The following is a 19,331-nucleotide window of genomic DNA, read 5'->3' as shown; positions in this document are numbered from 1 at the left end:
GTGCCGCGTTGTCACCCCCGCAGCCGGGAACCTCTGCGCCGCCCGTTGGCGGCGACATCGTTTGTGAGGTTTAGCATACAATGACGGCATATAGAGGGCTGGATGCGCCCAGAGGTCCGGGATACTTTCTCTTCTGGAAGGCGGCTTTTGTGGCGATGCTGCTTGTCACTGTCGGTTTTCTGTGGGCTGCGTCCAATTCTGTGGAGTATGTATGGCGGTGGAACCGCATTCCCCAGTATTTCTGGGTGCAGAAACATGTGGACGTGCGCGCTGAGCAGCAGGGAACTCTTGTTGAGACGCTGACAAAAGACGGCGCACGGTTTGTGGTGCTGCAGGAAGACGACGGTACCCGTGTGCAGCAGAAGCTGGAACCGGGTATGTCTCTTACTCCGGCGCAGGGGGATTACGTTTATCTGGGCGATGTGCTGGGCACATACAGGGTCAGCGAGCCGGGAGTGCTGCTGCAGGGGCTGTGGGTCACGCTGGAGGTCAGCCTCATTTCCATTGTGTTCGGCATCACCTTCGGTGTGCTGACCGGCCTTGCCCGCATTTCCGAAAACCCCGCGCTTAAATGGGGGGCCATCACCTACATCGAGCTGATCCGCGGTTCCCCCCTGCTGGTGCAGATTTTTCTGTGGTATTTTGTCGCCGGTACGCTGGTGAACAATCTGCTTATGCAGGCCGGTCTGGGGCAGGTGCCGCCCATGTGGTTCGGTGTGCTGGCGCTGTCCGTGTTTACGGGTGCCTATGTGGCCGAAATTGTCCGTGCCGGTATACAGTCTGTGCACCGCGGGCAGATGGAAGCAGCCCGGTCGCTGGGTCTCAATTACAGTCAGGCCATGCGCAAGGTCATTCTGCCGCAGGCCTTCCGCCGCATCATGCCGCCGCTGGCAGGGCAGTTCATCAGTCTGGTCAAAGACTCTTCTCTGCTGGGCGTCATCGCCATCCGCGAACTGACCAAGGCAACACGTGAAGTTGTCAGCTCTTCGCTGCAGCCTTTCGAGCTGTGGATTCTGTGCGCGGTGCTGTACCTGCTGCTTACCTTCACGCTTTCGCTGTTTGTCTCTTATCTGGAAAACAAGGCCGTACGATGATCAAGGCAAAGAACCTGAATAAAATATTCTACACCCCCGAGCCGCTGCATGCGCTCAGCGATGTATCGCTGGACGTTGCCGCGGGCGAGGTCGTGGTGGTTATCGGGCCCTCGGGATCCGGCAAATCCACATTTCTGCGCTGTCTTAACCGGCTGGAATATGCCGATGAAGGCGAAGTGTGGATAGAAGGCCGCAATATTCTCGATCCGGCCTGCGACATCAACAAAGTCCGTGCCGAAGTGGGTATGGTTTTTCAGTCGTTCAATCTTTTTCCGCATATGAGCGTGCTGGAAAACCTGACCATGGCCCAGATGACGGTTCGCGGGCGCAACCGCAGTGATTCAGAGTCCAAAGCCATGGGGCTGCTGAAAAAAGTGGGTATCTCCGACAAGCACGGGGTATATCCCGACCAGCTTTCGGGCGGGCAGCAGCAGCGTGTGGCCATTGCCCGTGCACTGGCCATGGACCCTAAGGTGATGCTGTTTGACGAGCCGACATCTGCTCTTGATCCCGAAATGGTGGGCGAAGTGCTGGATGTTATGAAGACACTGGCCCGCGAAGGCATGACCATGGTTGTGGTCACCCACGAAATGGGTTTTGCCCGCGAAGTGGCAGACAGGGTTGTCTTTATGGATATGGGTAAAATCATTGAAGAAGGAACTCCGGAACACTTCTTCACCAGCCCCCGCCACGAGCGGGCCAGAAACTTCCTTAATCAGATTCTGTAATCGGGGAGAAAACAGCATGCACACTGGCTGTGGGTGCCTGTTTTTATAGTCCCGCCGAGGGACGGGCGGCGGTTTCCTGGCGGGCCGCCGCCTTATGTTTTACGGAGGGGTGCGGCTCTTGCGTGTGCACGGCACACAGGCGTACACTGTGCATATGGCGCGCCGCACGGGCAGACTTCCGGCACTTTGCAGTGTGATCACGGACGGAAAAGCCGGACACAAAGCAGACAGTAACCGGATGAACGTTTTTTGAGCTTCGCAGACAGGAGAATACATGCCCGCTGAATCATTATGGAGCCTGCTTGCTGCCGCAGGGCCGGAACTGGCCATGCTGGCAGGCATAGCGGTGGTGCTTACCGTTACTCCGGGGCCGGATACTTTTCTGGTGCTGCGCAATGCTCTGACCGGTGGCTCGCGGTGCGGTTTCATGACTGCCTGCGGCATTGCCAGCGGGCTGCTGTTTCACGCTTTGCTGGCCGGTCTGGGGTTGTCCGCCGTGCTGGTGCATTCCGCGCAGGCATATGCTGTTGTGCGCTGGTGCGGCGCGGCGTACCTGATATGGCTGGGCGTAAAAGCGCTGGCCGGTGTCCGGCGCGCCGGCGGACTGCGTGCAGGCCCTGCAGACGAGGCAGCCCCGGCCCCTGCGCTGCAGGCGGAAGCGCCGGGCAGGCGCAAAGCCTATTGTGAGGGGTTGGTGACAAATGTACTCAACCCCAAGGTTGCTGTTTTTTATCTTGCAGTGCTGCCCCAGATAATGGGTGCCCGTCCGGAAATCTGGCGTGCGGTATGGTTCGCCGCCGCGCATCTGGCGGCCACCGTGTTGTGGTTTGCGTTGCTCAGCAAAGGGTGCGGCAGAGCGGGCAGGCTGCTGCGTCCGGTGGTCATGCGTCGTCTTGACGCTGCTGCAGGCGGTCTTATGCTGCTTTTCGGCGTGCGGCTGGCACTGGAACAGGGGCGCTAGTCCGGTATTTCTTGCAGGCAGGGCGCAGCCGTGGCACTTTTCTGCGGACGGAGTTGCACATGACGAGTCGTTTTTTCCTGATGCTGGGTCTCGGTTTACTTTTTGTGACTGCAGGCTGCACGGCCGGCGGCCGGTCTGCCGGCGTGTATCTGTCAGCGGATGCGGCGGACCATGGCGGTACGGCTTTCCGCGTGGACGAGCGTGTGTTGTATGAAGCCTGTCTTGAGCGTTGCCGCCGCGATGACGAGCTGGCGCGCATGACAGTGAAAGGCTGCGTGCCGGGCTGCGACATGGCCCGTGAAAATTTTGTACTGTATGACAGTGTGTTCACCTCCGAGGCGCAGTGTCGTGATGCCGTGGAACGCTATGCTGTGGAAGAGCAGACGCAGGTCATGAAGTCCCGCTGCGATGAGCGGTTCTCACATCTGTACCATCGCAAAGGGTGCAAAGACGCTGCGGACGCTTACTACCGCATATTGTTTCCCGCATTATGCAAAGACCGGTTCAGGCAGTGACGTCAATTGCCGCGCTGTCCGCTCCGGACAGAAATGTGCGCGGCGCAACGCGGGAGTCCGGCATGGTGTGTACGGCGGATGTTGATCTGGAGCTGAAATCTCCGTGCAGGCGCGGAGAGATGATTTTGCTTGCCGCTCCGGTGGCGGACAGGCAGAGTGCGGCGGTTGAAAGCGGCTGTGCCGGTGACATGCCGGATGGTTTTTCCGGTATGTGCGCGGGCTTTTTTACGGGCGGTGCGGACGGTACCGGTCTGAAGGCCGGTGCGGTGCTGCATGATGCGTCGCGTCGCGCCGTGCTGCGTGTGACGGCCAGAGTGCCGCTGGTGCTGCCGTGCATGCAGCATGCGGCATATGGCTATACAGCAACCGTGCTGGAAGACCTGCCCGCGGGCCGTCTGTCTGCGGCGGTGTGCAGTCCGCAGCTGACCGCCGCATGGGTTACTCTTTCTGACAAAGGCGCCGCGGGACTGCGTACCGACTCCAGCGGACCGGCCATCGGCGAGATGTTTCGCGGGGCGTTTGCGGACAGCCATGTGCAGGGGTATCTGCTGCCCGATGAGGGAGCGGCCCTGAAGGCTCTGCTGACCGACCTTGCGCTGACCCAGCGCTACGATGTCGTTTTCACGACGGGCGGTACGGGGCTGGGCCCCCGTGACGTGACGCCCGAAGCGACGCTGGCCGTCATTGAAAAAAGGCTGCACGGATTTGAGCAGGCCATGATGGCCGCCAGCCTGTGCAAGACGCCGCATGCGGTGATATCCCGCGCGGTGGCGGGTACGCTGGGTACCTGCATTATCATTAATATGCCGGGCAGCCGCAAGGCTGTCCTTGAAAACATGCAGGCGGTGCTGCCCGCTCTTGCTCATGCTTCAGCCAAGCTGCGGGGAGACAAGGCCGACTGCGGAACGTAATCTGAACGTCTCATACGGCGGGGGGGACATATCTTGCCGGTATGAGCTTGTGAGACTGATAATGGATTGTGGAATTCGGGTCGGGCTTTTTCCTTTGGTGGGGGCACTGGCCAGAGCGCTGGACCTTGTCAGCAGAGAGGTCTCGCACCATCACGCCCGTGTGGCCTGTCTGACGGACAGCATTGCGCTGGAGCTGCGGCTGCCCGCTGCAGAGCGACGCAACCTGCTGCTGGCGGCACTGCTGCACGATGCCGGTGCGCTTTCTTTGCAGGGCAGGCTTGATGCGCTGCAGTTCGAGACCGATGGAGTGACGCACGCCCGTGCCGGGTATGCGCTGCTGGGTATTTGTCCGCAGCTGCGTGACGTGGCGGAGCTGGTGCTGCATCATCACACCGGCTATCAGGTGCTTGCGCGCAACATAGGCAGGGCGCCCATGCTGGCCAATGTTATCAACCTGGCTGACAGGCTGGATGTTTCTTTGCCCCGCAGCGGCGGGCAGGCGGTTGATATCTGCGCCACGGCGCGTGGTATGCGCCGGTACGCGGGTTCTCTTTTTCATCCTGACTATGTGGAGGCCCTGTGCCGCGCCGTGGAAACGGGCGTCGCGCAGGAGTGTTTCACCACGCCCTGGGGAGTGCTGGGCCGCCTTGACCCGGACATGATGGGTGAGACGCTTGACAGCGACGGGCTGTTCGATTTCGCCTCTGTATTTTCTCAGGTCATTGACTTCCGGAGCAGGTTCACCGCCACCCATTCCAGTGGTGTGGCCGCGTGTGCGGCCAAGCTGGGACAGCTGGCAGGTTTTTCACACTCCGAACAGGCGCAGCTGTATCTTGCCGGTCTGCTGCATGACGTGGGCAAACTGGCCATCAGCAGCGAACTGCTGGAAAAACCGGGTCCCCTGACGGAAGAAGAATTTGCACGGATGAAACGTCATCCGGAATATACCGCCGAGGTGCTGGGTGAAGTGCCGGGCCTTGAAAGGGTGAGCCACTGGGCTTCTCATCATCACGAGCGTGTCAACGGCAGCGGATATCCATACGGGCGCAAGGGAGGCGAGCTTGAACTGGGAGCGCGCATCATGGCTGTGGCGGATATTTTTACCGCTTTGTCCGAAGACAGACCATACCGCAGCGGCATGACGCGTGAACAGGCGCACGGTGTGCTGACGGCTTTGTGCAACGAGGATGCGCTGGACCCGGTGGTGGCCAACCTGCTGTTCACCCATTACGATGAACTGGACGATGTAAGACTGACAGCCCAGAGCAAGGCTTTGAAGGAATTCAGAGCGTTTGCCGCCAGACTGGATGATGCGGATCAATAAACTGCAACCCTTAACAGAACGGAACGGAAGATGACAGTGTTCGGCAGATTCGGCGCGGTGTGCCGCATGGTTAAAATTGAACATTCCGTATTTGCACTGCCTTTCGCCTATACCGGCGCATTTATCGCCGCAGGCGGCTGGCCCGGTTGGTATACCATGGTGGTGCTTACCGCGGCCATGGTGGCTGTGCGCTCTTTTGCCATGGCTTTCAACAGGCTGATAGACCTGCCCGTAGACCGCGCCAACCCCCGTACGCAGGGACGGCCGCTGGTAACGGGTGAGATAACCCCCGCGCAGACATGGGCCTTTATCGGTGTCATGGCTGCAGTGTTTGTTGCCGCGTGCGCGGCCATGAACCCGCTGTGTCTCAAGCTGGCACCTGTGGCTTTGTTCATGTCCGCGGTGTACAGCCTGTTCAAGCGGTTCACATGGGCCTGTCATTTCTTTCTCGGCGCGGTGCTGGGGTTGGCTCCCATTGCCGGATATATTGCCGTGACGCCTGAATTCACCGTCCCTGTCATTCTTTTCTTCTGGGGCGTGCTGTTCTGGGTGGCCGGTTTTGACATTTTGTATTCGTGTCAGGATGAAGACTTTGACAGAAGAGAGGGGCTGCATTCCGTACCGGCCAGAGTAGGCGTGCGTTCGGCGCTTATCGTTTCTTCTTTCTGTCATGTGAACACCTCTGTTTTCTTTCTTATGGCCGGATGGGCTGCAGGGCTTTCGTGGCCTTTTTTCGCGGTGTGGGGGCTTGTCAGTCTTATTCTGCTGGCCGAGCATAAGATAATTTCGGCAGAAGACATGAGCCGGGTTAATATGGCATTCTTCACCATGAACGGTGTTGTCTCGGTGGTTGTGTTTGCCGGAGTGCTGCTGGGCATATACATGTAGGTTTTTACAGACCGCGGGGAGGCCGCAATGCAGTACAGCATGCAGCAGGAATTTATGCGGCGCAGGGTGCAGGCCATGTATAACGAAGTGGCCGTGCCGCTGACGGCAGAAAATATCATGCTGGAGGCAGATGCCCGTAAAGCTTTTGAATCTGCGCTGGAGCAGATAGCCGACAGCGCCCGGGTGACCCGCGGAGAGGTTGCGCGTCGGCTTACAGAGTTTATGTATCTGTTGGACACCTCGAAAACCATCGTGGGGGTGCTGGCGCTGCCGGAAACAGGAAACGAGCTGTTTGTGGAAGCTCCTTCTTCCCAATGGTCGTATGACACGCAAAAGCCCTAGGCGGATGGTGGCCTGATTTACGCCGGATATCCGGCGGCGGTTGCAGTGGTCTGTTTTTTCCGGACAGCCGGGCAGAGAGCTTTGAGGCGGGGGACCTTCCTCTCTGCGGGCATTGTCTTTTTTATCCAGAGGCGCACTCTTTGCTTACAGCAGTGCAGAAGAACCCATGCGGCAGGTTCTGCGCGACAGCTGCCGCTTTGACCGGGGGGTAGATATGATACATCGTGTATGGCCGTTTCGTGCGGGATGGCAACATGGCGAGGATGTCAGAGATCTTTTTGATGCCGAGCGGGCGGCGGAACGCTTTGAGCCGCCGGGCAGCGAACTGCGCAGAATTTATGCCGGAGAAACGCTGCTGGCCGTGCGCGAGGACGAAATTCACCTGCTGAGCGGTGCCGAGCGTATTCTGGCAGAAGCGGTGGAACGTCTGGTCGAGGCCGCGGGGCATCCCGCGGTGCTGGACGATACATTCCGCGCCGTGGCGCGCGGGCTGTACCGCCATATGTATCATGCCGTGACCAGCGGGGCGCTGATTCTTGCAATCAGTATGCCTCAGGGCGGTCGCAGGGCATTTGTTGAGATTCCGGCTCACCTGTGGGGTATGAAGGCCGGAGGCCGGTATATAAACTGAACAGACAGGCTTTGGGGCCGTTTTGACATCCGATGCGAAAGGCGCGCCGGTGTCTGCCGATTTACAGGGAACAAAGGATCATATGAACCAGTGGAAGGATGAAGAACCGGTTGAAAAAAGCCGGTCGCAGCGCAAACGCGAAAGCACCGCCATGCAGCGACTGGGAGAAGACCTGACGCGTCTGCCGCATTCCGCTCTTGCCGGACTGGGGGTCTCCGCCGCCGTTATTGAGGCCGTGCGTGAATATGCCGCCATGAAAACGCATGAATCGCGTCGCAGGCAGATGCAGTACATCGGGCGGATGATGCGCGAGATGGATGATGCCGAAGCCGTGGTGCAACGCCTTGCCGCACTGAAGGAAGGGCGGCAGGTCGATGCCGAGGCCTTTCATCATCTGGAGCGGCTGCGTGAGCAGTTGCTGCTGGATGACGGCAGCGGCATGCAGGCCTTGCTTGAACAGTATCCGCAGGCGGATGTGCAGCATGTGCGGCAGCTGGTGCGCAACGCCCGTAAAGAGCGTGAAAACCAGAAGCCGCCGAAAAACTACCGGGCGCTGTTCCGGTATCTGCGTGATCTGGAAGCTTAGAAACAACAAAGCCCGTCTGTACGGGCTTTGTTGTTTCAGGGCGGGAGAATGGTGAAGCGGCAGATGCCCCGCCGCGGGGTGCGTCATACGTCCTGTCTGCCTATGCCGAACTTTTTGATACGCGACTGGAGGGTCGTGGGGCGGACCCCCAGCAGGTGGGCGGCGCCGTCCGGCCCGTGTATGCGTCCGTTACAGGCTTCCAGCGCGGCACGGATGTTTTCGCGCTGCATGTGCGCCCATTGTTCTTCACGGATCACTGTCACCCGCCGGTCAGGTGCTTCGGTCTGCCAGCCGTATTCATTGCGCGTAAGTGCGCCCGGTTGCGCCTCTTCCCGGCGCCGGGGCAGTGCTTCAGGCAGTGCCTCGGCAGATATTACGCCACCGTCGGCCATGATGACTGCCCGCTCCATGATGTTCTGCAGTTCGCGCACGTTACCGGGCCAGTGATACGCCGCCAGCCTGCGGATATGACGGTAGGGCAGGCGCGGTTCCGGTATGCCCAGCCGTCTGCTGGCTTTGGCTATAAAGTGCCTTGCCAGCAGCGGAATGTCTTCGGGGCGTTCGCGCAGCGGCGGGTTGTGGATGGGAAAAACACTGAGTCTGAAATAGAGGTCCTGCCGGAATGTTCCCTTGCGCACTTCTTCAAGCAGGTCCTTGTTGGTGGCGGCGACAATGCGTACGTCAACTTTTCTGCTCTGCTCATCACCCACACGCTCGAATGTTCCTTCCTGCAGCACCCGCAGCAGCTTGCCCTGCAGTTCAAGCGGAATTTCCCCGACTTCGTCCAGAAAAAGCGTACCGCCGTCCGCCAGCTGAAAACGCCCGGTACGGTCGCGTACCGCGCCTGTGAATGATCCTTTGACGTGCCCGAAGAATTCACTTTCGAAAAGTTCGCGGGGGATGGCGGAGCAGTTGACCCGTATGAGCGGCTTGTCCCTGCGCTGGCTGTTGGCGTGAATGGCCTGCGCCAGCAGCTCTTTGCCGGTGCCGGATTCGCCCAGCAGCAGCACCGTTGCATCTGTGGGAGCCACAACCTCTATCTGTTCCATGACTTTTTTAAGAGAAGGGCTTTCACCCACAATGTCGTCGCCCAGATTATTGGCGGTGCTCACCGCGCGGCGCAGGTACTCGTTTTCCATTTCCAGTTCGCGGCGCAGGCGCTGGATTTCTTCAAAAGCTCGGGCGTTTGCCAGTGCAGCTGCAAGAGAATCAGCAAAAATAGTATGCATTTTCCGATGCATACGCATGACATCAGACAATCTGTCCTGCATGGGCCGGTCGTAGAAAACAGCCATCACGCCCAGCATTTCGCTTTTGAAAATGAGGGGATAGGTCGCGTAGGCGTGAATTCCCTCATTTTCTGCCCATGCAGGCCTCTCCCACTGGGCGCTGTCTTCGGCAAACATGGGCTTTGCCGTGCGGGCACATTCGCCTATGACAGGTTCGGTGAGCGGCACCAGCGTGTATGTACCCTCATCGTGCCGCCATTCGCGCGGTGTGTGGCGTGTCCAGCCGGAGTGAGCCATAAGGCGCAGCATTTTGCCGCGCGGACTTTCCGGACTGTTTTCTGCAAACCACAGGGCACCGCTGATGACATGGGTTCCGCGGTATGCTCTTTCGGTAAGATCCAGTAACGCCTCGACAGAACGCTCGCGCGCCATGGCAAGCATCAGGTCGAAAAACGGCGAAATATCAAGATCGTTGATGGTGGTGGGCGAATGTGTGTTCATGATGTCTTTCAGATAATGCATGTAAACAACGAAATATCGTAACGAAATGTCGTTGTCAACGAAATATCGTTGCGACACTCAAAGCGGTGCTGCTCTGTAATGGTATGTTTTTGCTGACTTATATCATCATGTCCGGCTTGGCATGCATTGTGCTTTATAAAGGGCAAACAGAGAACGGCTATCCGCTTTTCTCGGTGTTAGAGTCCGTGTGGTCCCTCGCTTCGCGGACTTCGATTCAGTCGCTTCATTTTGGCAAGGCCCCGGTGGTTCCCCCCTCCGGGGTCTTGGCTTTTTATGCGCTGCATACTAAACATGTATGACCGATGCGTAAAGTGGGGGGGATATAGCATGACCGGTTTGAGTGATGTGCAGCGGAGGTGGCTTGACCACCGTTTCAGGGCCATGGATATGGGGCATCCGGCTGCTGCCGCGCTGCGTGCTGCCGTGGCGGGCCATCTTGAACGCGGCGCGCCTGTGGTTCACGGCGGCTGGCATGAGCCGGAACCTTCTGAAATTCACGGTGTGCCGCGTCTTTGCAATCTGGTGCCGGAACCCTGTGACTCCGGTCCTCCTCCTGACATACGGCAGGTTGTCAGTACCGCCTGCATCCCTCCTCTTCCTTCCGTTTTTCATACGCTGCAAAGCCAGCTGGAAGACCCTGCTGCCTCGCCGGACGATATCGCGTGGACCATCAGCATGGACCCGCGGCTGACAGCATCGCTGCTGCGGCTGGTGAACAGTCCGCTTTTCGGTCTGCGGGTAAAGGTGGACACCGTTTCGCGGGCGGTGGCCATACTGGGTGCCAAGCATATCTCCACGCTGGCGGCGGGCACGCTTTTGCTCGGGCTTTTTCATGAACGGCCGCCCCGTGCCATAGACATCGATGAATTCTGGCGTCACTCCGTGGCATGTGGTCTGGCTGCCAGAACGCTGGCCATCTGTGCCGGGCACACAATGCCGGAGCGCCATTTTGTGGGCGGCCTGCTGCATGACATCGGCTGGCTTGCGCTGTGCTGCGGCAGACCCGACCTCGCCTGCGCCGCCCTCAGACACTCGGGGCGCACCGGATGCGCCCTGCACGAGGCGGAGCAGCACTGCTTCGGATTTGATCATGCGGGGGTGGCGTATGCTCTGGCGCAGCAATGGGAACTGCCTGCCACCATTGCATCGGCCATGCGCTGGCATCATCAGCCGCCGGCCGATGCGAAAGGGCAGCCGGTTTTTGATGCGGCCGTGGTGCATGTGGCTGATGTCATAGTGCATGCCATGGGATACAGCGTGGCCGCAGATCAGTTTGCCCCGGCGCTGGAACCTTATTTCTGGAACGCCGCAGAGGTGCCCGTGGAGAGTCTGGATGTGGTTGTGCGCACTGTTTATGCCGAACTGGAGCTGATGGTCGACCTGTTGCAGCCGTGAAACAGCCTTCTGCGGTTGCTGCGGGGTGCGTCCATGCACGGCAGATACATAGGTTCTGCGCCGGCTGCTGCCGGTTTTCCGTGCTGCTGATTTTGACAGACGTCCGCGCGGGGACAGCGGGGCAGGCCGGTTATTCCGCGTCCAGAGTGCCCAATATCGCGGTCAGCCTGCTCCATGCTTTTTTTTCGCGTACCTGCATCCGTATGAAGCCCTGCGGCATACCGGGAATATTATCACATAGCCGGACCAGTATGCCGTGCTGCAGCAACTCCGTGTAAACGGTCGCGGCCTTTGCAGGACGCTGCAGGCGCGCGGTGACAAAGTTGGCCCCTTCCAGCACAAGGTTGTTGTCAAATATCCCTGTGTTCCGGAGTGCCCCTGCAAAAGCTGTTTTTTCGGCACGCATGGCCGGCAGGCGCAGGCGGTATTCATCCATGCGGTCAAGAAAAGCCATCCCTGCCTGCTGGGCGGCATGCCAGACAGACCACGGCGTTTTGCATCTGTTCATCCGTTCGATGGTCTGTTCATCTGCATGGCAGTACCCCAGCCTGACGCCGGTGCAGTAAAAGAACTTGGTCATGCTGCGCAGAGAGATAACTTTCGTTTCCGTGCGCGTGCATCCGGCGTAGGCAGCCATGCCGTGACGGCTGTAGGCCGGAGTGCCCCACAGAAAATCCAGATAGCTGTTGTCCACAAGTACATGGGGGCAGTCCAGCGCATACAGAATATCGTCCATCCGGCTGTAATCAGTACATGCCGGATTGCTGGGCGCACAGATGACCGCCATGTCGGGGCGGTATGCCGTCACCGCATCGTGCAGGCGGCAGATGTGGCGTTCCGGAATGTCGAAGCCGTCATACGGGTCGGTTTCGAACAGGCGGTAATCTGCACCGCAGGCCTGACAGGCCCGGACATATTCCGAAAAAACAGGAGCGATGAGCAGCACTCTGCGCGGCTTCAGACTGTGCATGGCCAGATAGATGAGTTCTGACGAGCCGTTGCCGGCAAGAATGCGTTCCGGCTGTGTCTCTTCAAAGCCGGCTATGCGGTGGCGCAGGCCGGTACATTCACTGTCGGGGTAGTGGCTGTGCGCATAGCCTGTCTGTGCAAGCACCTGACGGGTCAGGTCGTCACAGAGAGAGTTGGCGTTGCTGCTGAAATCAAGAATATCCGTCGGCGATATGCCCAGCCTGCCGGCCAGCCGCACAACATCACCGCCGTGGCTGCCCTGTGCGCATGCCACAGAAACCGGTCCGCTATTCATGCTCTGCTTTCCTCCGGCATGCTCAGTCCTGACGCAGACCGCGTCTGCGCAGCAAGCCTCTGTATATCCCTTCAATGCGTTCCACGCGGCGTTCGAGACCATAGGCCGGGGCCATGCTGCGGCTGGCTGCCGCCCAGCGCAGGCGTTGCTGCGGAGCGTTGTGCATGTCGCGCAGAGCATGGGAAAGAGCGCAATGGTCTCCGGCCGGAATCAGCATGCCGTTGTTGTCCACCAGTTCAGGCACGCCGCCCACGCGGGTGGCTATGGCCGGCAGTCCCATGCATATGGCTTCCAGCAGGGTGTTGGGCATGGATTCGGTGAGTGATGGCAGTACAAAAACATCCAGCAGCTGCAGGTAGTCAGCCACACATTCCGTTTTACCCAAAAGGGTTACATGTCGGCTGATCCCCAGTTCATCACACAGCGGCTGCCATTTTGCGGGGGTTACGCCTATGACCAGCAGACGGGCATTTTCCATCCGCGCCAGAGCAAATCCGCGCAGCAGCACTTCCGTCCCTTTGATGGGGTTGTCTCCGGCCACGGTGCCGTAAAAAACATCACCGTCTTTTTTGTGTATGCCCAGCTGCTGCAGGGTCTGCGCCGCAGACCTGCACGGGGTGCTGCGTCCGGCGGGAATGCCGTTGTACACCACATGCAGCCTGCAGGCGCCCACACCGTACCAGCGCAGCACATCGGCGCAGGCGCGCGAGTTGACAATAAAGGCCCCGATGCCCGGAGAAAGATAAGGCAGCGGATTGCCGGGACGGTAGACGACCCCGCGGTGCCCGACACAGACCACGTTGCGCCTGCGCCACAACAGTCCCCACCACGCGGCTTTTTTGACGGCCTTATTATGAAAGGCGTGAAAAATGGCCGGACGCGGCTGTCTGCCTTCAGGCAGCGCCTGCTCCACAGCGTGCCGCCAGCGGCGTTTGTCCGCAGGCAGATCTCCCCAGTCCATATGCGGGTCCAGCTCGCGCAGTCCTGCTTTTTTTTCGGTGAAAAATGTCACGTCGTGGCCGCGCTGTCTGAGCCCCTGTGCCAGATACAGGGCCTGCCGCGAGCCTCCGCTCTTGTTGGTGGAGGATGTGGCTAGGATGATACGCATGATGCAGGATTTCCGTGTATCAGGGTGTTGAAGAACTGCTCCAGCCTGGGAGCCTGTGTCTGCATTGAAAAAGTGGTCCGGCATTGTGTCCATGCGGCGGCCCCGAGAGAGTTCAGCTGCTCTGTTCCGGATTGTGTCAGGTCCGCCAGCGCCTTATGCAGCGCCGGACGGAAAGAGTCTGCGGGCAGAAGCAGCTGCCGGCCATGGTGCGGCCAGACTTCGGCTATGCCGCCCACATTGCGGGCGACGGGAACCAGTCCGCGTGCCATGGCTTCCAGCAGAGTGTTGGGCAGCCCCTCGCTGAGCGACGGCAGCACGAACACGTCGGCCAGCGAAAGCACGCTGCCGATATCCTGCGTAAAGCCGTGCCAGGTGATGTCGCCGGCCAGACCCAGCGCGGCGGCGGTGGCCTTAAGCTCTCCGGCCTTGTCGCCGGTTCCGGCCACGTGCCAGTGAAAGCGGTGCCCGTCGGCTTTAAGTGCATGCAGCACATGCAGTACGTCGGCATGCCCTTTGTCAGACTTCAGCTGGCTGGTGGTCACAAGCTGCAGCGGGGCGGCGCTGTCGCGGCGCAGTGCTGCGGGCGCAGGCGACGGAGTTTTGGCCGACAGGATGACCGTGGAGTCTTTTTTGTCAACAAAAGGCAGAGCGTCCAGCATGCCTTGGCGGATAAACTCGCACGGGCACAGATAGTGCGGTCTGACCAGCCGGTGCACGGCCCGGACTTTCCAGTGATTGCGCATGTCACGCGGCAGGCCTATGCGGTGAACCACGGGCAGCCCGCATAAGGCGGCTGCCACGCCCGCGGTGCGGATGTCGCGTCCTACATTGACCAGAACTGCCTGTGTGCCCTGACGGCGGAAAAAAGACGTAAAACGCCAGATGGACGCGGGATTGAAGTCAGGCCCGAATGAAACTTCGTGCGCGGGCAGTCCGGCATGGGCCGCACGCTGCACAAAAGGGCCCTTCCGGCCGAAAATGGTCACTTCGTGGCCCATTTGCTGCAGGGCGGCGGCAAACTCCACGGTCCATGTCTTGACGCCGCCCCAGCTTCTGGAGCTGTTGAAAAATGCTAGTCGCATGAATCTGCTGTGTCCGGTGTTGTTTTTTGCAGCATTTTTACGGCAAAGGCGGCAGCGCCATAGCCGTTGTCGATATTGGTTACAGTGATGCCCGCGGCACAGCTGTTCAGCATGGCCAGCAGGGCAGCCATGCCGCCTGCTCCCGTGCCGTAACCCACAGATGTGGGTACAGCGATGACGGGAGCGCTCAGAAATCCTGCCAGTACACTGGGCAGGGCACCTTCCATACCGGCACAGGCAATCACCGCCGCCGCCGCGTCCAGTGCGCGCATGTGCGCACTCAGCCTGTGCAGACCGGCCACGCCCACGTCGCATATCAGTCCGGCATCAATGCCGTGAAAACGCAGTGTTCCCAGTGCCTCTAAGGCTGTACGCATATCTGCCGAGCCGGCGGTCACAATCAGCACACGCCCCCGTGAAGGCCACGGCGGGGTGAGTGCCAGCTGTCTGCCCAGCGAAAAAAGACCGGCCTGCGGCCAGTATTCGCCGCCGGACCGGCTGCGGGAAAGTAAACGACCTTGCTCCGGTGTGCAACGGGTAACAAGCACCTGTCCGCTGCGGCAGGCTATGGACTCCACTGCTGCCAGCAGGCGGCTGTCGTCCTTGCCCTGAGCAAAGACAACTTCGGCCATGCCTGTGCGCAGCCCGCGGTGATGGTCGGGGTGCAGCCCGTCCAGTATGTCGGTACCCGGATCAAGCCTGAGCTGCTGCAGTGCCTGTTCGGCAGAGGTTCTGCCCGAGGCGACGGCGCGGAGCAAGGCGCGCAGAGTGTCTGTTTCCGGATCGGGCATGGCGATTCTCTCTTTGGTTGCGTGTAGTGATGTTACGGCCGGAAAAAAGGTGTACCGGATACCGCCGGCGCCGCCAAGCCTACCGCACAAGCCCGCGGTGGAAAAGGCGGTTATGCCGCCTGTACGGGTATTTTGCGTATCTGTCTGAATTGTGGCATAATGATGCATTGGGGCATTGCAACCAGTTGTTCTTACGGGTATTGAGATAAGCATGTCATCAAGGCGCATTCTGTTTCTCGCACCGGCTCAGTCCGTCACGCGTATTTTCCCTCAGCTGAAAGAAGCCGGCTATGAAGTGGGGATTGCCGAAAACCTTAAAGGTGCATCGGCGTTTATCCGCAAATCAGGGCCGTCGGTTATTTTTTCGCGTCCGCAGCTTCCGGGGTACAAGGTCGAAGACCTGCTTTCGGTCAGTGCTGACGATTCTTCATTTCCTCCCGTCATCATTTTCACCGACAAAGGCTCTGCAGAAGAAGCAGAGCGTTTTTTAGGCATGGGAGCACGCGATTACTGGCTTGAGCCGCTGCAGTTTGAAAAGGTGAAAGCGGCTGTGCCCGCGGTGCCGCGGACACCGGCATCCGCACCGGCTTCCAGCACTCTGGGCGGGCGTACGCCCCTGCCCGAAGGTGACGGCTCGCGTATTATCGGCTCGCATCCTGCCGTGGCACGGGTGCTGGCACTGGCAAAGCAGGTTGCGCCTTCCCGTGCCACGGTGCTGATCTCCGGCGAGTCAGGCACAGGCAAGGAAATGTTCGCGCGGTATCTGCACCGCAGCAGCGACAGAGCAGACAAGGCCTTTGTGGCGGTCAACTGCGCTGCTTTGCCCGAGCATTTGCTCGAAAGTGAGCTTTTCGGTCATGAAAAAGGATCGTTTACCGGAGCCATAGCCAGAAAGCTGGGAAAATTTGAACTGGCCAGCGGCGGCACGCTGTTGCTGGATGAAATTTCGGAGATGGATCTGGGCCTGCAGGCCAAGCTGCTGCGCGTACTGCAGGAAGGCGAGATAGACCGCGTGGGCGGGACCGAGACCATCAAGGTTGATGTGCGGGTGCTGGCCACCACCAACCGTTCGCTTGAAGACTGGGTCAAAGAAGGGAAGTTCCGTCAGGATTTGTACTTCCGGCTCAATGTGATTCCGCTGCGCCTGCCTGCGCTGCGCGAACGCGGCGATGATATTGTGCGGCTGGCCCGTTTTTTCATAGCCATGTATGTGCGCGACTACGGCCTGCCTCCGCTGGAGCTGGCTCCTGCCGCCGTGCAGTGGCTTGAGGAATATGACTGGCCGGGCAACGTGCGGGAGCTGCAGAACCTGATGGAGCGGGCATCGCTGCTTGCGGGCAAAGGGCCCATCACTGTTTCTCATTTTCTGCTTGATCCTGACAGCTGGCCCGTGTTTGCCGATGAAGGCTCGCATGAGCAGCAGCCGGATCAGGAGCATTGTGACGGTGCTTCGCCGGAAAGCGGCACCGATCCTTTCAGCGGCGGAGTCATTCCGCTGCATGAAATGGAGCGCATAATGATTCTCAAAGGTCTGGAGCAGACGTCCGGAAACCGGACCATGGCCGCAGACCTGCTGGGGATTTCAGTGCGTACGCTGCGTAACAAGCTTAATGAATACCGCAGCGCCGGACTGGAAATACCCTGAACGGGACCCTATGACCGGTGGCCGGCGGTTCTGGTCTGCCACGGGCCGTTTTTTTCCGTTCCGGCGAAAAGAGCATGCCGTCCTGCGGGGCGGTTTGCGCGTATATAAGCGAATACCCGCGCCGTGCTGCATGGCGGCAGGGCGAAACGGCGCAAGCCGTGTGTGAACAGAGGGGCGGCCGCCACATGCCGGAAGCCGCTTCATGGATTGCCTGCGCCTGTGCGCGGGCGGATGAAACGACCGCTGCCTGTCGTGGCTTTGTGCAAGCCGGACGGGGCGGCATGCTTCCCCCGTGCGGCGGCACGCAGAGCGCGGCAACTTTTTTTATCCGTGAGTACGAGGGAATTAGCCATGACTATGAATCTGACACAAAAGATCATTGCCGCCCATCTTGTAAGCGGCGAGATGACACAGGGCGCCGAAATAGGGCTGCGCATAGACCAGACGCTGACGCAGGATGCCACCGGCACCATGGCGTATCTGCAGTTTGAAGCCATGGGCGTGGACAGGGTGCGCACTGACCTGTCGGTCAGCTATGTGGACCACAACACGCTGCAGATGGGATTCCGCAATCCGGATGACCACCGTTTTCTGCGCACGGTGGCGCAGAAGTACGGCATTGTCTATTCACCGGCGGGCACGGGCATCTGTCATCAGCTGCATCTGGAAAATTTTGCGGTGCCCGGTTCCACGCTGGTGGGGTCGGACAGCCACACGCCCACGGCGGGCGGTATAGGTGCCCTTGCCATGGGGGCCGGTGGGCTTTCCGTTGCTCTGGCCATGGCAGGAGAGCCGTATTTCATCACCATGCCCCGCGTGGTGAAAGTGCGTCTGGAAGGCCGCCTGAAGGGGTGGGCCACGGCAAAGGATGTCATTCTGCATCTGCTGGGGCTGCTGACAGTCAAGGGCGGTGTGGGCAAGGTGTTTGAATACGCCGGTCCCGGTGTCGAAACCCTCAGCGTGCCCGAGCGTGCCACCATCACCAACATGGGGGCCGAACTGGGCGCCACCACGTCGGTGTTCCCCAGCGATGAGCGCACCCGCGATTTTCTGAAGGCCATGGGCCGTGCTGATGTATGGAAGCCGCTGGCGGCGGATGACGGGGCGCAATACGACGAAGAGGTCGTCATTGACCTTTCGGCACTGCAGCCGCTGGCTGCGCAGCCGCACATGCCCGACAGGGTGGTGCCGGTGGCCAGTCTGGACGGTCTGAAGGTTGATCAGGTGGCCATCGGGTCGTGCACCAATTCATCATACGCCGACCTTAAAGGTGCGGTAAGCCTGCTGGCAGGCAACAGGGTATGCGCCGGCACCGATACGCTGGTTTCCCCCGGTTCCAAGCAGGTGCTGAAGATGCTTGCGCGTGAAGGGCTGGTCGAGCCGCTGCTTGATTCCGGCGCACGGCTGCTGGAGTGTTCATGCGGGCCGTGTATCGGCATGGGGGGGTCCCCTGTCAGCGGGGGCGTGTCGGCCCGTACCTTCAACCGCAATTTTGAAGGCCGCAGCGGTACCAAAGACGGGCAGGTTTATCTTGTCAGTCCGCTGACCGCAGCCATGGCTGCTTTGCGCGGCTGTTTCACCGATCCCGCCACATGGGGAGAAGCTCCCGCGGTGGCCGATCTGCCCGCCGAAGTCCCTTCCATCGCTGATTTGTTTGCCTATCCGCCGCAGGACGGAGCAGGCACAGAGGTTGTCTACGGGCCCAACATCGTGGCGCTGGAGCGTTTTGAACCGCTGCCGGAGCAGCTGCAGGCCGGTGTGCTTATCCGGCTGGGTGACGATATAACCACCGACCACATTATGCCCGCCGGCGCGGAAATAACCTCGCTGCGGTCCAATGTGCCCGCCATTGCGCGGCATGTTTTCGGCCGGGTGGACGAAGATTTTGTCACGCGGGCCGATGCCGTGGAAAACGGGGTTATCGTGGCAGGTGAAAATTACGGACAGGGATCCAGTCGCGAACATGCGGCCCTTGCTCCGCGCCATCTGGGTGTGCGTGCGGTCATAGCCAAGTCGCTTGCCCGTATCCACAGAGCCAATCTTGTGAACTTCGGCATTCTGCCGCTGATTCTGGAAGATAAAGCCGACTATGCGCAGCTGGAACAGGGCTGCACCGTCACTCTGGACACCACGCTGCTGGCTCCGGGAGCCGTCGTGCAGGTAACAGTGGGCGGCGGCGCTGCAGTGGCTGTCAGGAATGATTTGACTGCTAAGGAATTGGACATTATTCGGGCAGGCGGATTGCTTAATTACGTACGTCTCTCGAAAACGGCTGCTGCTTAGCGGCGGCCCATCTGCTTTGAAAAAACGGAGTG

The 19,331-nt window shown here is 59.8% G+C and carries 18 protein-coding genes; 13 read left to right on the top strand and 5 right to left on the bottom strand.

The annotated features are described in order from the left end of the window. Positions 1-80: 80 nt before the first annotated feature. From ACZ5D1_RS11175 to yjgA, 10 genes are all read left to right on the top strand, one after another. Positions 81-1,094 carry an amino acid ABC transporter permease gene (locus ACZ5D1_RS11175; RefSeq protein WP_011367360.1) on the top strand — a complete coding sequence of 338 codons (1,014 nt, stop codon included), beginning with the start codon at positions 81-83 and terminating at the stop codon, positions 1,092-1,094. After that, positions 1,091-1,822 (top strand): amino acid ABC transporter ATP-binding protein, encoded by a 732-nt coding sequence (locus ACZ5D1_RS11170; RefSeq protein ID WP_011367361.1) that lies wholly within the window; start codon positions 1,091-1,093, stop codon positions 1,820-1,822. The genes ACZ5D1_RS11175 and ACZ5D1_RS11170 overlap by 4 nt, the downstream gene beginning before the upstream one ends. Before the next feature lie 274 nt (positions 1,823-2,096). Further along, positions 2,097-2,783: a LysE family translocator gene (locus ACZ5D1_RS11165; protein WP_011367362.1), complete on the top strand. Its 687-nt coding sequence runs from the start codon at positions 2,097-2,099 to the stop codon at positions 2,781-2,783. Positions 2,784-2,842: 59 nt separating this feature from the next. Next, positions 2,843-3,298, top strand: coding sequence for a hypothetical protein (locus tag ACZ5D1_RS11160; RefSeq protein WP_011367363.1), 456 nt, complete (start codon positions 2,843-2,845; stop codon positions 3,296-3,298). Positions 3,299-3,360: 62 nt separating this feature from the next. Beyond that, positions 3,361-4,209 carry a MogA/MoaB family molybdenum cofactor biosynthesis protein gene (locus ACZ5D1_RS11155; RefSeq protein ID WP_011367364.1) on the top strand — a complete coding sequence of 283 codons (849 nt, stop codon included), beginning with the start codon at positions 3,361-3,363 and terminating at the stop codon, positions 4,207-4,209. A gap of 61 nt (positions 4,210-4,270) precedes the next feature. Then, entirely contained in the window at positions 4,271-5,533 is a 1,263-nt protein-coding gene (locus ACZ5D1_RS11150) for an HD-GYP domain-containing protein (RefSeq protein ID WP_011367365.1), read from the top strand. A 30-nt stretch (positions 5,534-5,563) separates the two neighbouring features. After that, complete coding sequence (locus tag ACZ5D1_RS11145) at positions 5,564-6,421, top strand: 4-hydroxybenzoate octaprenyltransferase (protein WP_011367366.1); 858 nt, start codon at positions 5,564-5,566, stop codon at positions 6,419-6,421. A 27-nt stretch (positions 6,422-6,448) separates the two neighbouring features. Beyond that, complete coding sequence (locus ACZ5D1_RS11140) at positions 6,449-6,763, top strand: hypothetical protein (RefSeq protein ID WP_464554910.1); 315 nt, start codon at positions 6,449-6,451, stop codon at positions 6,761-6,763. Positions 6,764-6,977: 214 nt separating this feature from the next. Beyond that, positions 6,978-7,394 (top strand): hypothetical protein, encoded by a 417-nt coding sequence (locus tag ACZ5D1_RS11135; RefSeq protein ID WP_148204121.1) that lies wholly within the window; start codon positions 6,978-6,980, stop codon positions 7,392-7,394. An 82-nt stretch (positions 7,395-7,476) separates the two neighbouring features. Next, on the top strand, positions 7,477-7,980 hold the full coding sequence (gene yjgA / locus ACZ5D1_RS11130; RefSeq protein WP_011367369.1) for a ribosome biogenesis factor YjgA: 504 nt from the start codon (positions 7,477-7,479) through the stop codon (positions 7,978-7,980). A gap of 83 nt (positions 7,981-8,063) precedes the next feature. Here the strand turns inward: yjgA and ACZ5D1_RS11125 are convergent, their stop codons facing one another. Further along, positions 8,064-9,710, bottom strand: coding sequence for a sigma-54-dependent Fis family transcriptional regulator (locus tag ACZ5D1_RS11125; RefSeq protein WP_034618625.1), 1,647 nt, complete (start codon positions 9,708-9,710; stop codon positions 8,064-8,066). A 348-nt stretch (positions 9,711-10,058) separates the two neighbouring features. On the opposite strand from ACZ5D1_RS11125, the gene ACZ5D1_RS11120 reads away from it, so the two are divergent. Next, entirely contained in the window at positions 10,059-11,126 is a 1,068-nt protein-coding gene (locus tag ACZ5D1_RS11120) for an HDOD domain-containing protein (RefSeq protein ID WP_011367371.1), read from the top strand. A gap of 130 nt (positions 11,127-11,256) precedes the next feature. Here the strand turns inward: ACZ5D1_RS11120 and ACZ5D1_RS11115 are convergent, their stop codons facing one another. Genes ACZ5D1_RS11115 through larB form a run of 4 tightly spaced genes read right to left on the bottom strand, consistent with a single transcriptional unit; the run spans position 11,257 to position 15,371 of the window. Then, positions 11,257-12,390: a pyridoxal phosphate-dependent aminotransferase gene (locus tag ACZ5D1_RS11115; RefSeq protein ID WP_464554908.1), complete on the bottom strand. Its 1,134-nt coding sequence runs from the start codon at positions 12,388-12,390 to the stop codon at positions 11,257-11,259. 22 nt (positions 12,391-12,412) lie between these two features. After that, positions 12,413-13,498 carry a glycosyltransferase family 4 protein gene (locus ACZ5D1_RS11110; RefSeq protein ID WP_273191859.1) on the bottom strand — a complete coding sequence of 362 codons (1,086 nt, stop codon included), beginning with the start codon at positions 13,496-13,498 and terminating at the stop codon, positions 12,413-12,415. Further along, on the bottom strand, positions 13,483-14,580 hold the full coding sequence (locus tag ACZ5D1_RS11105) for a glycosyltransferase (protein WP_464554907.1): 1,098 nt from the start codon (positions 14,578-14,580) through the stop codon (positions 13,483-13,485). The genes ACZ5D1_RS11110 and ACZ5D1_RS11105 overlap by 16 nt, the downstream gene beginning before the upstream one ends. Further along, positions 14,571-15,371: a nickel pincer cofactor biosynthesis protein LarB gene (gene larB, locus ACZ5D1_RS11100; protein ID WP_464554905.1), complete on the bottom strand. Its 801-nt coding sequence runs from the start codon at positions 15,369-15,371 to the stop codon at positions 14,571-14,573. Before larB ends, ACZ5D1_RS11105 begins: the two co-directional genes overlap by 10 nt. A gap of 211 nt (positions 15,372-15,582) precedes the next feature. Between larB and ACZ5D1_RS11095 the strand changes: the two genes are divergently transcribed. Together ACZ5D1_RS11095 and ACZ5D1_RS11090 are read left to right on the top strand one after the other, a co-directional pair. Further along, on the top strand, positions 15,583-17,016 hold the full coding sequence (locus tag ACZ5D1_RS11095; RefSeq protein ID WP_027181451.1) for a sigma-54-dependent transcriptional regulator: 1,434 nt from the start codon (positions 15,583-15,585) through the stop codon (positions 17,014-17,016). Between the two features lie 351 nt (positions 17,017-17,367). Then, entirely contained in the window at positions 17,368-19,299 is a 1,932-nt protein-coding gene (locus tag ACZ5D1_RS11090) for an aconitate hydratase (protein WP_464554904.1), read from the top strand. The last annotated feature ends 32 nt before the right edge of the window (positions 19,300-19,331 follow it).

It is taken from the genome of Oleidesulfovibrio vietnamensis (assembly GCF_055388115.1).
The sequence above is the reverse complement of the archived record's forward strand: the minus strand, read 5'-3'. Positions and strand labels throughout refer to the sequence as shown.

Excerpts from the sequence above, each read along its gene's own strand:
- ACZ5D1_RS11175 (WP_011367360.1), top strand. The coding sequence starts at position 81 with ATGACGGCATATAGAGGGCTGGATGCGCCCAGAGGTCCGGGATACTTT.
- ACZ5D1_RS11170 (WP_011367361.1), top strand. The coding sequence starts at position 1,091 with ATGATCAAGGCAAAGAACCTGAATAAAATATTCTACACCCCCGAGCCG.
- ACZ5D1_RS11165 (WP_011367362.1), top strand. The coding sequence starts at position 2,097 with ATGCCCGCTGAATCATTATGGAGCCTGCTTGCTGCCGCAGGGCCGGAA.
- ACZ5D1_RS11160 (WP_011367363.1), top strand. The coding sequence starts at position 2,843 with ATGACGAGTCGTTTTTTCCTGATGCTGGGTCTCGGTTTACTTTTTGTG.
- ACZ5D1_RS11155 (WP_011367364.1), top strand. The coding sequence starts at position 3,361 with ATGGTGTGTACGGCGGATGTTGATCTGGAGCTGAAATCTCCGTGCAGG.
- ACZ5D1_RS11150 (WP_011367365.1), top strand. The coding sequence starts at position 4,271 with ATGGATTGTGGAATTCGGGTCGGGCTTTTTCCTTTGGTGGGGGCACTG.
- ACZ5D1_RS11145 (WP_011367366.1), top strand. The coding sequence starts at position 5,564 with ATGACAGTGTTCGGCAGATTCGGCGCGGTGTGCCGCATGGTTAAAATT.
- ACZ5D1_RS11140 (WP_464554910.1), top strand. The coding sequence starts at position 6,449 with ATGCAGTACAGCATGCAGCAGGAATTTATGCGGCGCAGGGTGCAGGCC.
- ACZ5D1_RS11135 (WP_148204121.1), top strand. The coding sequence starts at position 6,978 with ATGATACATCGTGTATGGCCGTTTCGTGCGGGATGGCAACATGGCGAG.
- yjgA (WP_011367369.1), top strand. The coding sequence starts at position 7,477 with ATGAACCAGTGGAAGGATGAAGAACCGGTTGAAAAAAGCCGGTCGCAG.
- ACZ5D1_RS11125 (WP_034618625.1), bottom strand. The coding sequence starts at position 9,710 with ATGAACACACATTCGCCCACCACCATCAACGATCTTGATATTTCGCCG.
- ACZ5D1_RS11120 (WP_011367371.1), top strand. The coding sequence starts at position 10,059 with ATGACCGGTTTGAGTGATGTGCAGCGGAGGTGGCTTGACCACCGTTTC.
- ACZ5D1_RS11115 (WP_464554908.1), bottom strand. The coding sequence starts at position 12,390 with ATGAATAGCGGACCGGTTTCTGTGGCATGCGCACAGGGCAGCCACGGC.
- ACZ5D1_RS11110 (WP_273191859.1), bottom strand. The coding sequence starts at position 13,498 with ATGCGTATCATCCTAGCCACATCCTCCACCAACAAGAGCGGAGGCTCG.
- ACZ5D1_RS11105 (WP_464554907.1), bottom strand. The coding sequence starts at position 14,580 with ATGCGACTAGCATTTTTCAACAGCTCCAGAAGCTGGGGCGGCGTCAAG.
- larB (WP_464554905.1), bottom strand. The coding sequence starts at position 15,371 with ATGCCCGATCCGGAAACAGACACTCTGCGCGCCTTGCTCCGCGCCGTC.
- ACZ5D1_RS11095 (WP_027181451.1), top strand. The coding sequence starts at position 15,583 with ATGTCATCAAGGCGCATTCTGTTTCTCGCACCGGCTCAGTCCGTCACG.
- ACZ5D1_RS11090 (WP_464554904.1), top strand. The coding sequence starts at position 17,368 with ATGACTATGAATCTGACACAAAAGATCATTGCCGCCCATCTTGTAAGC.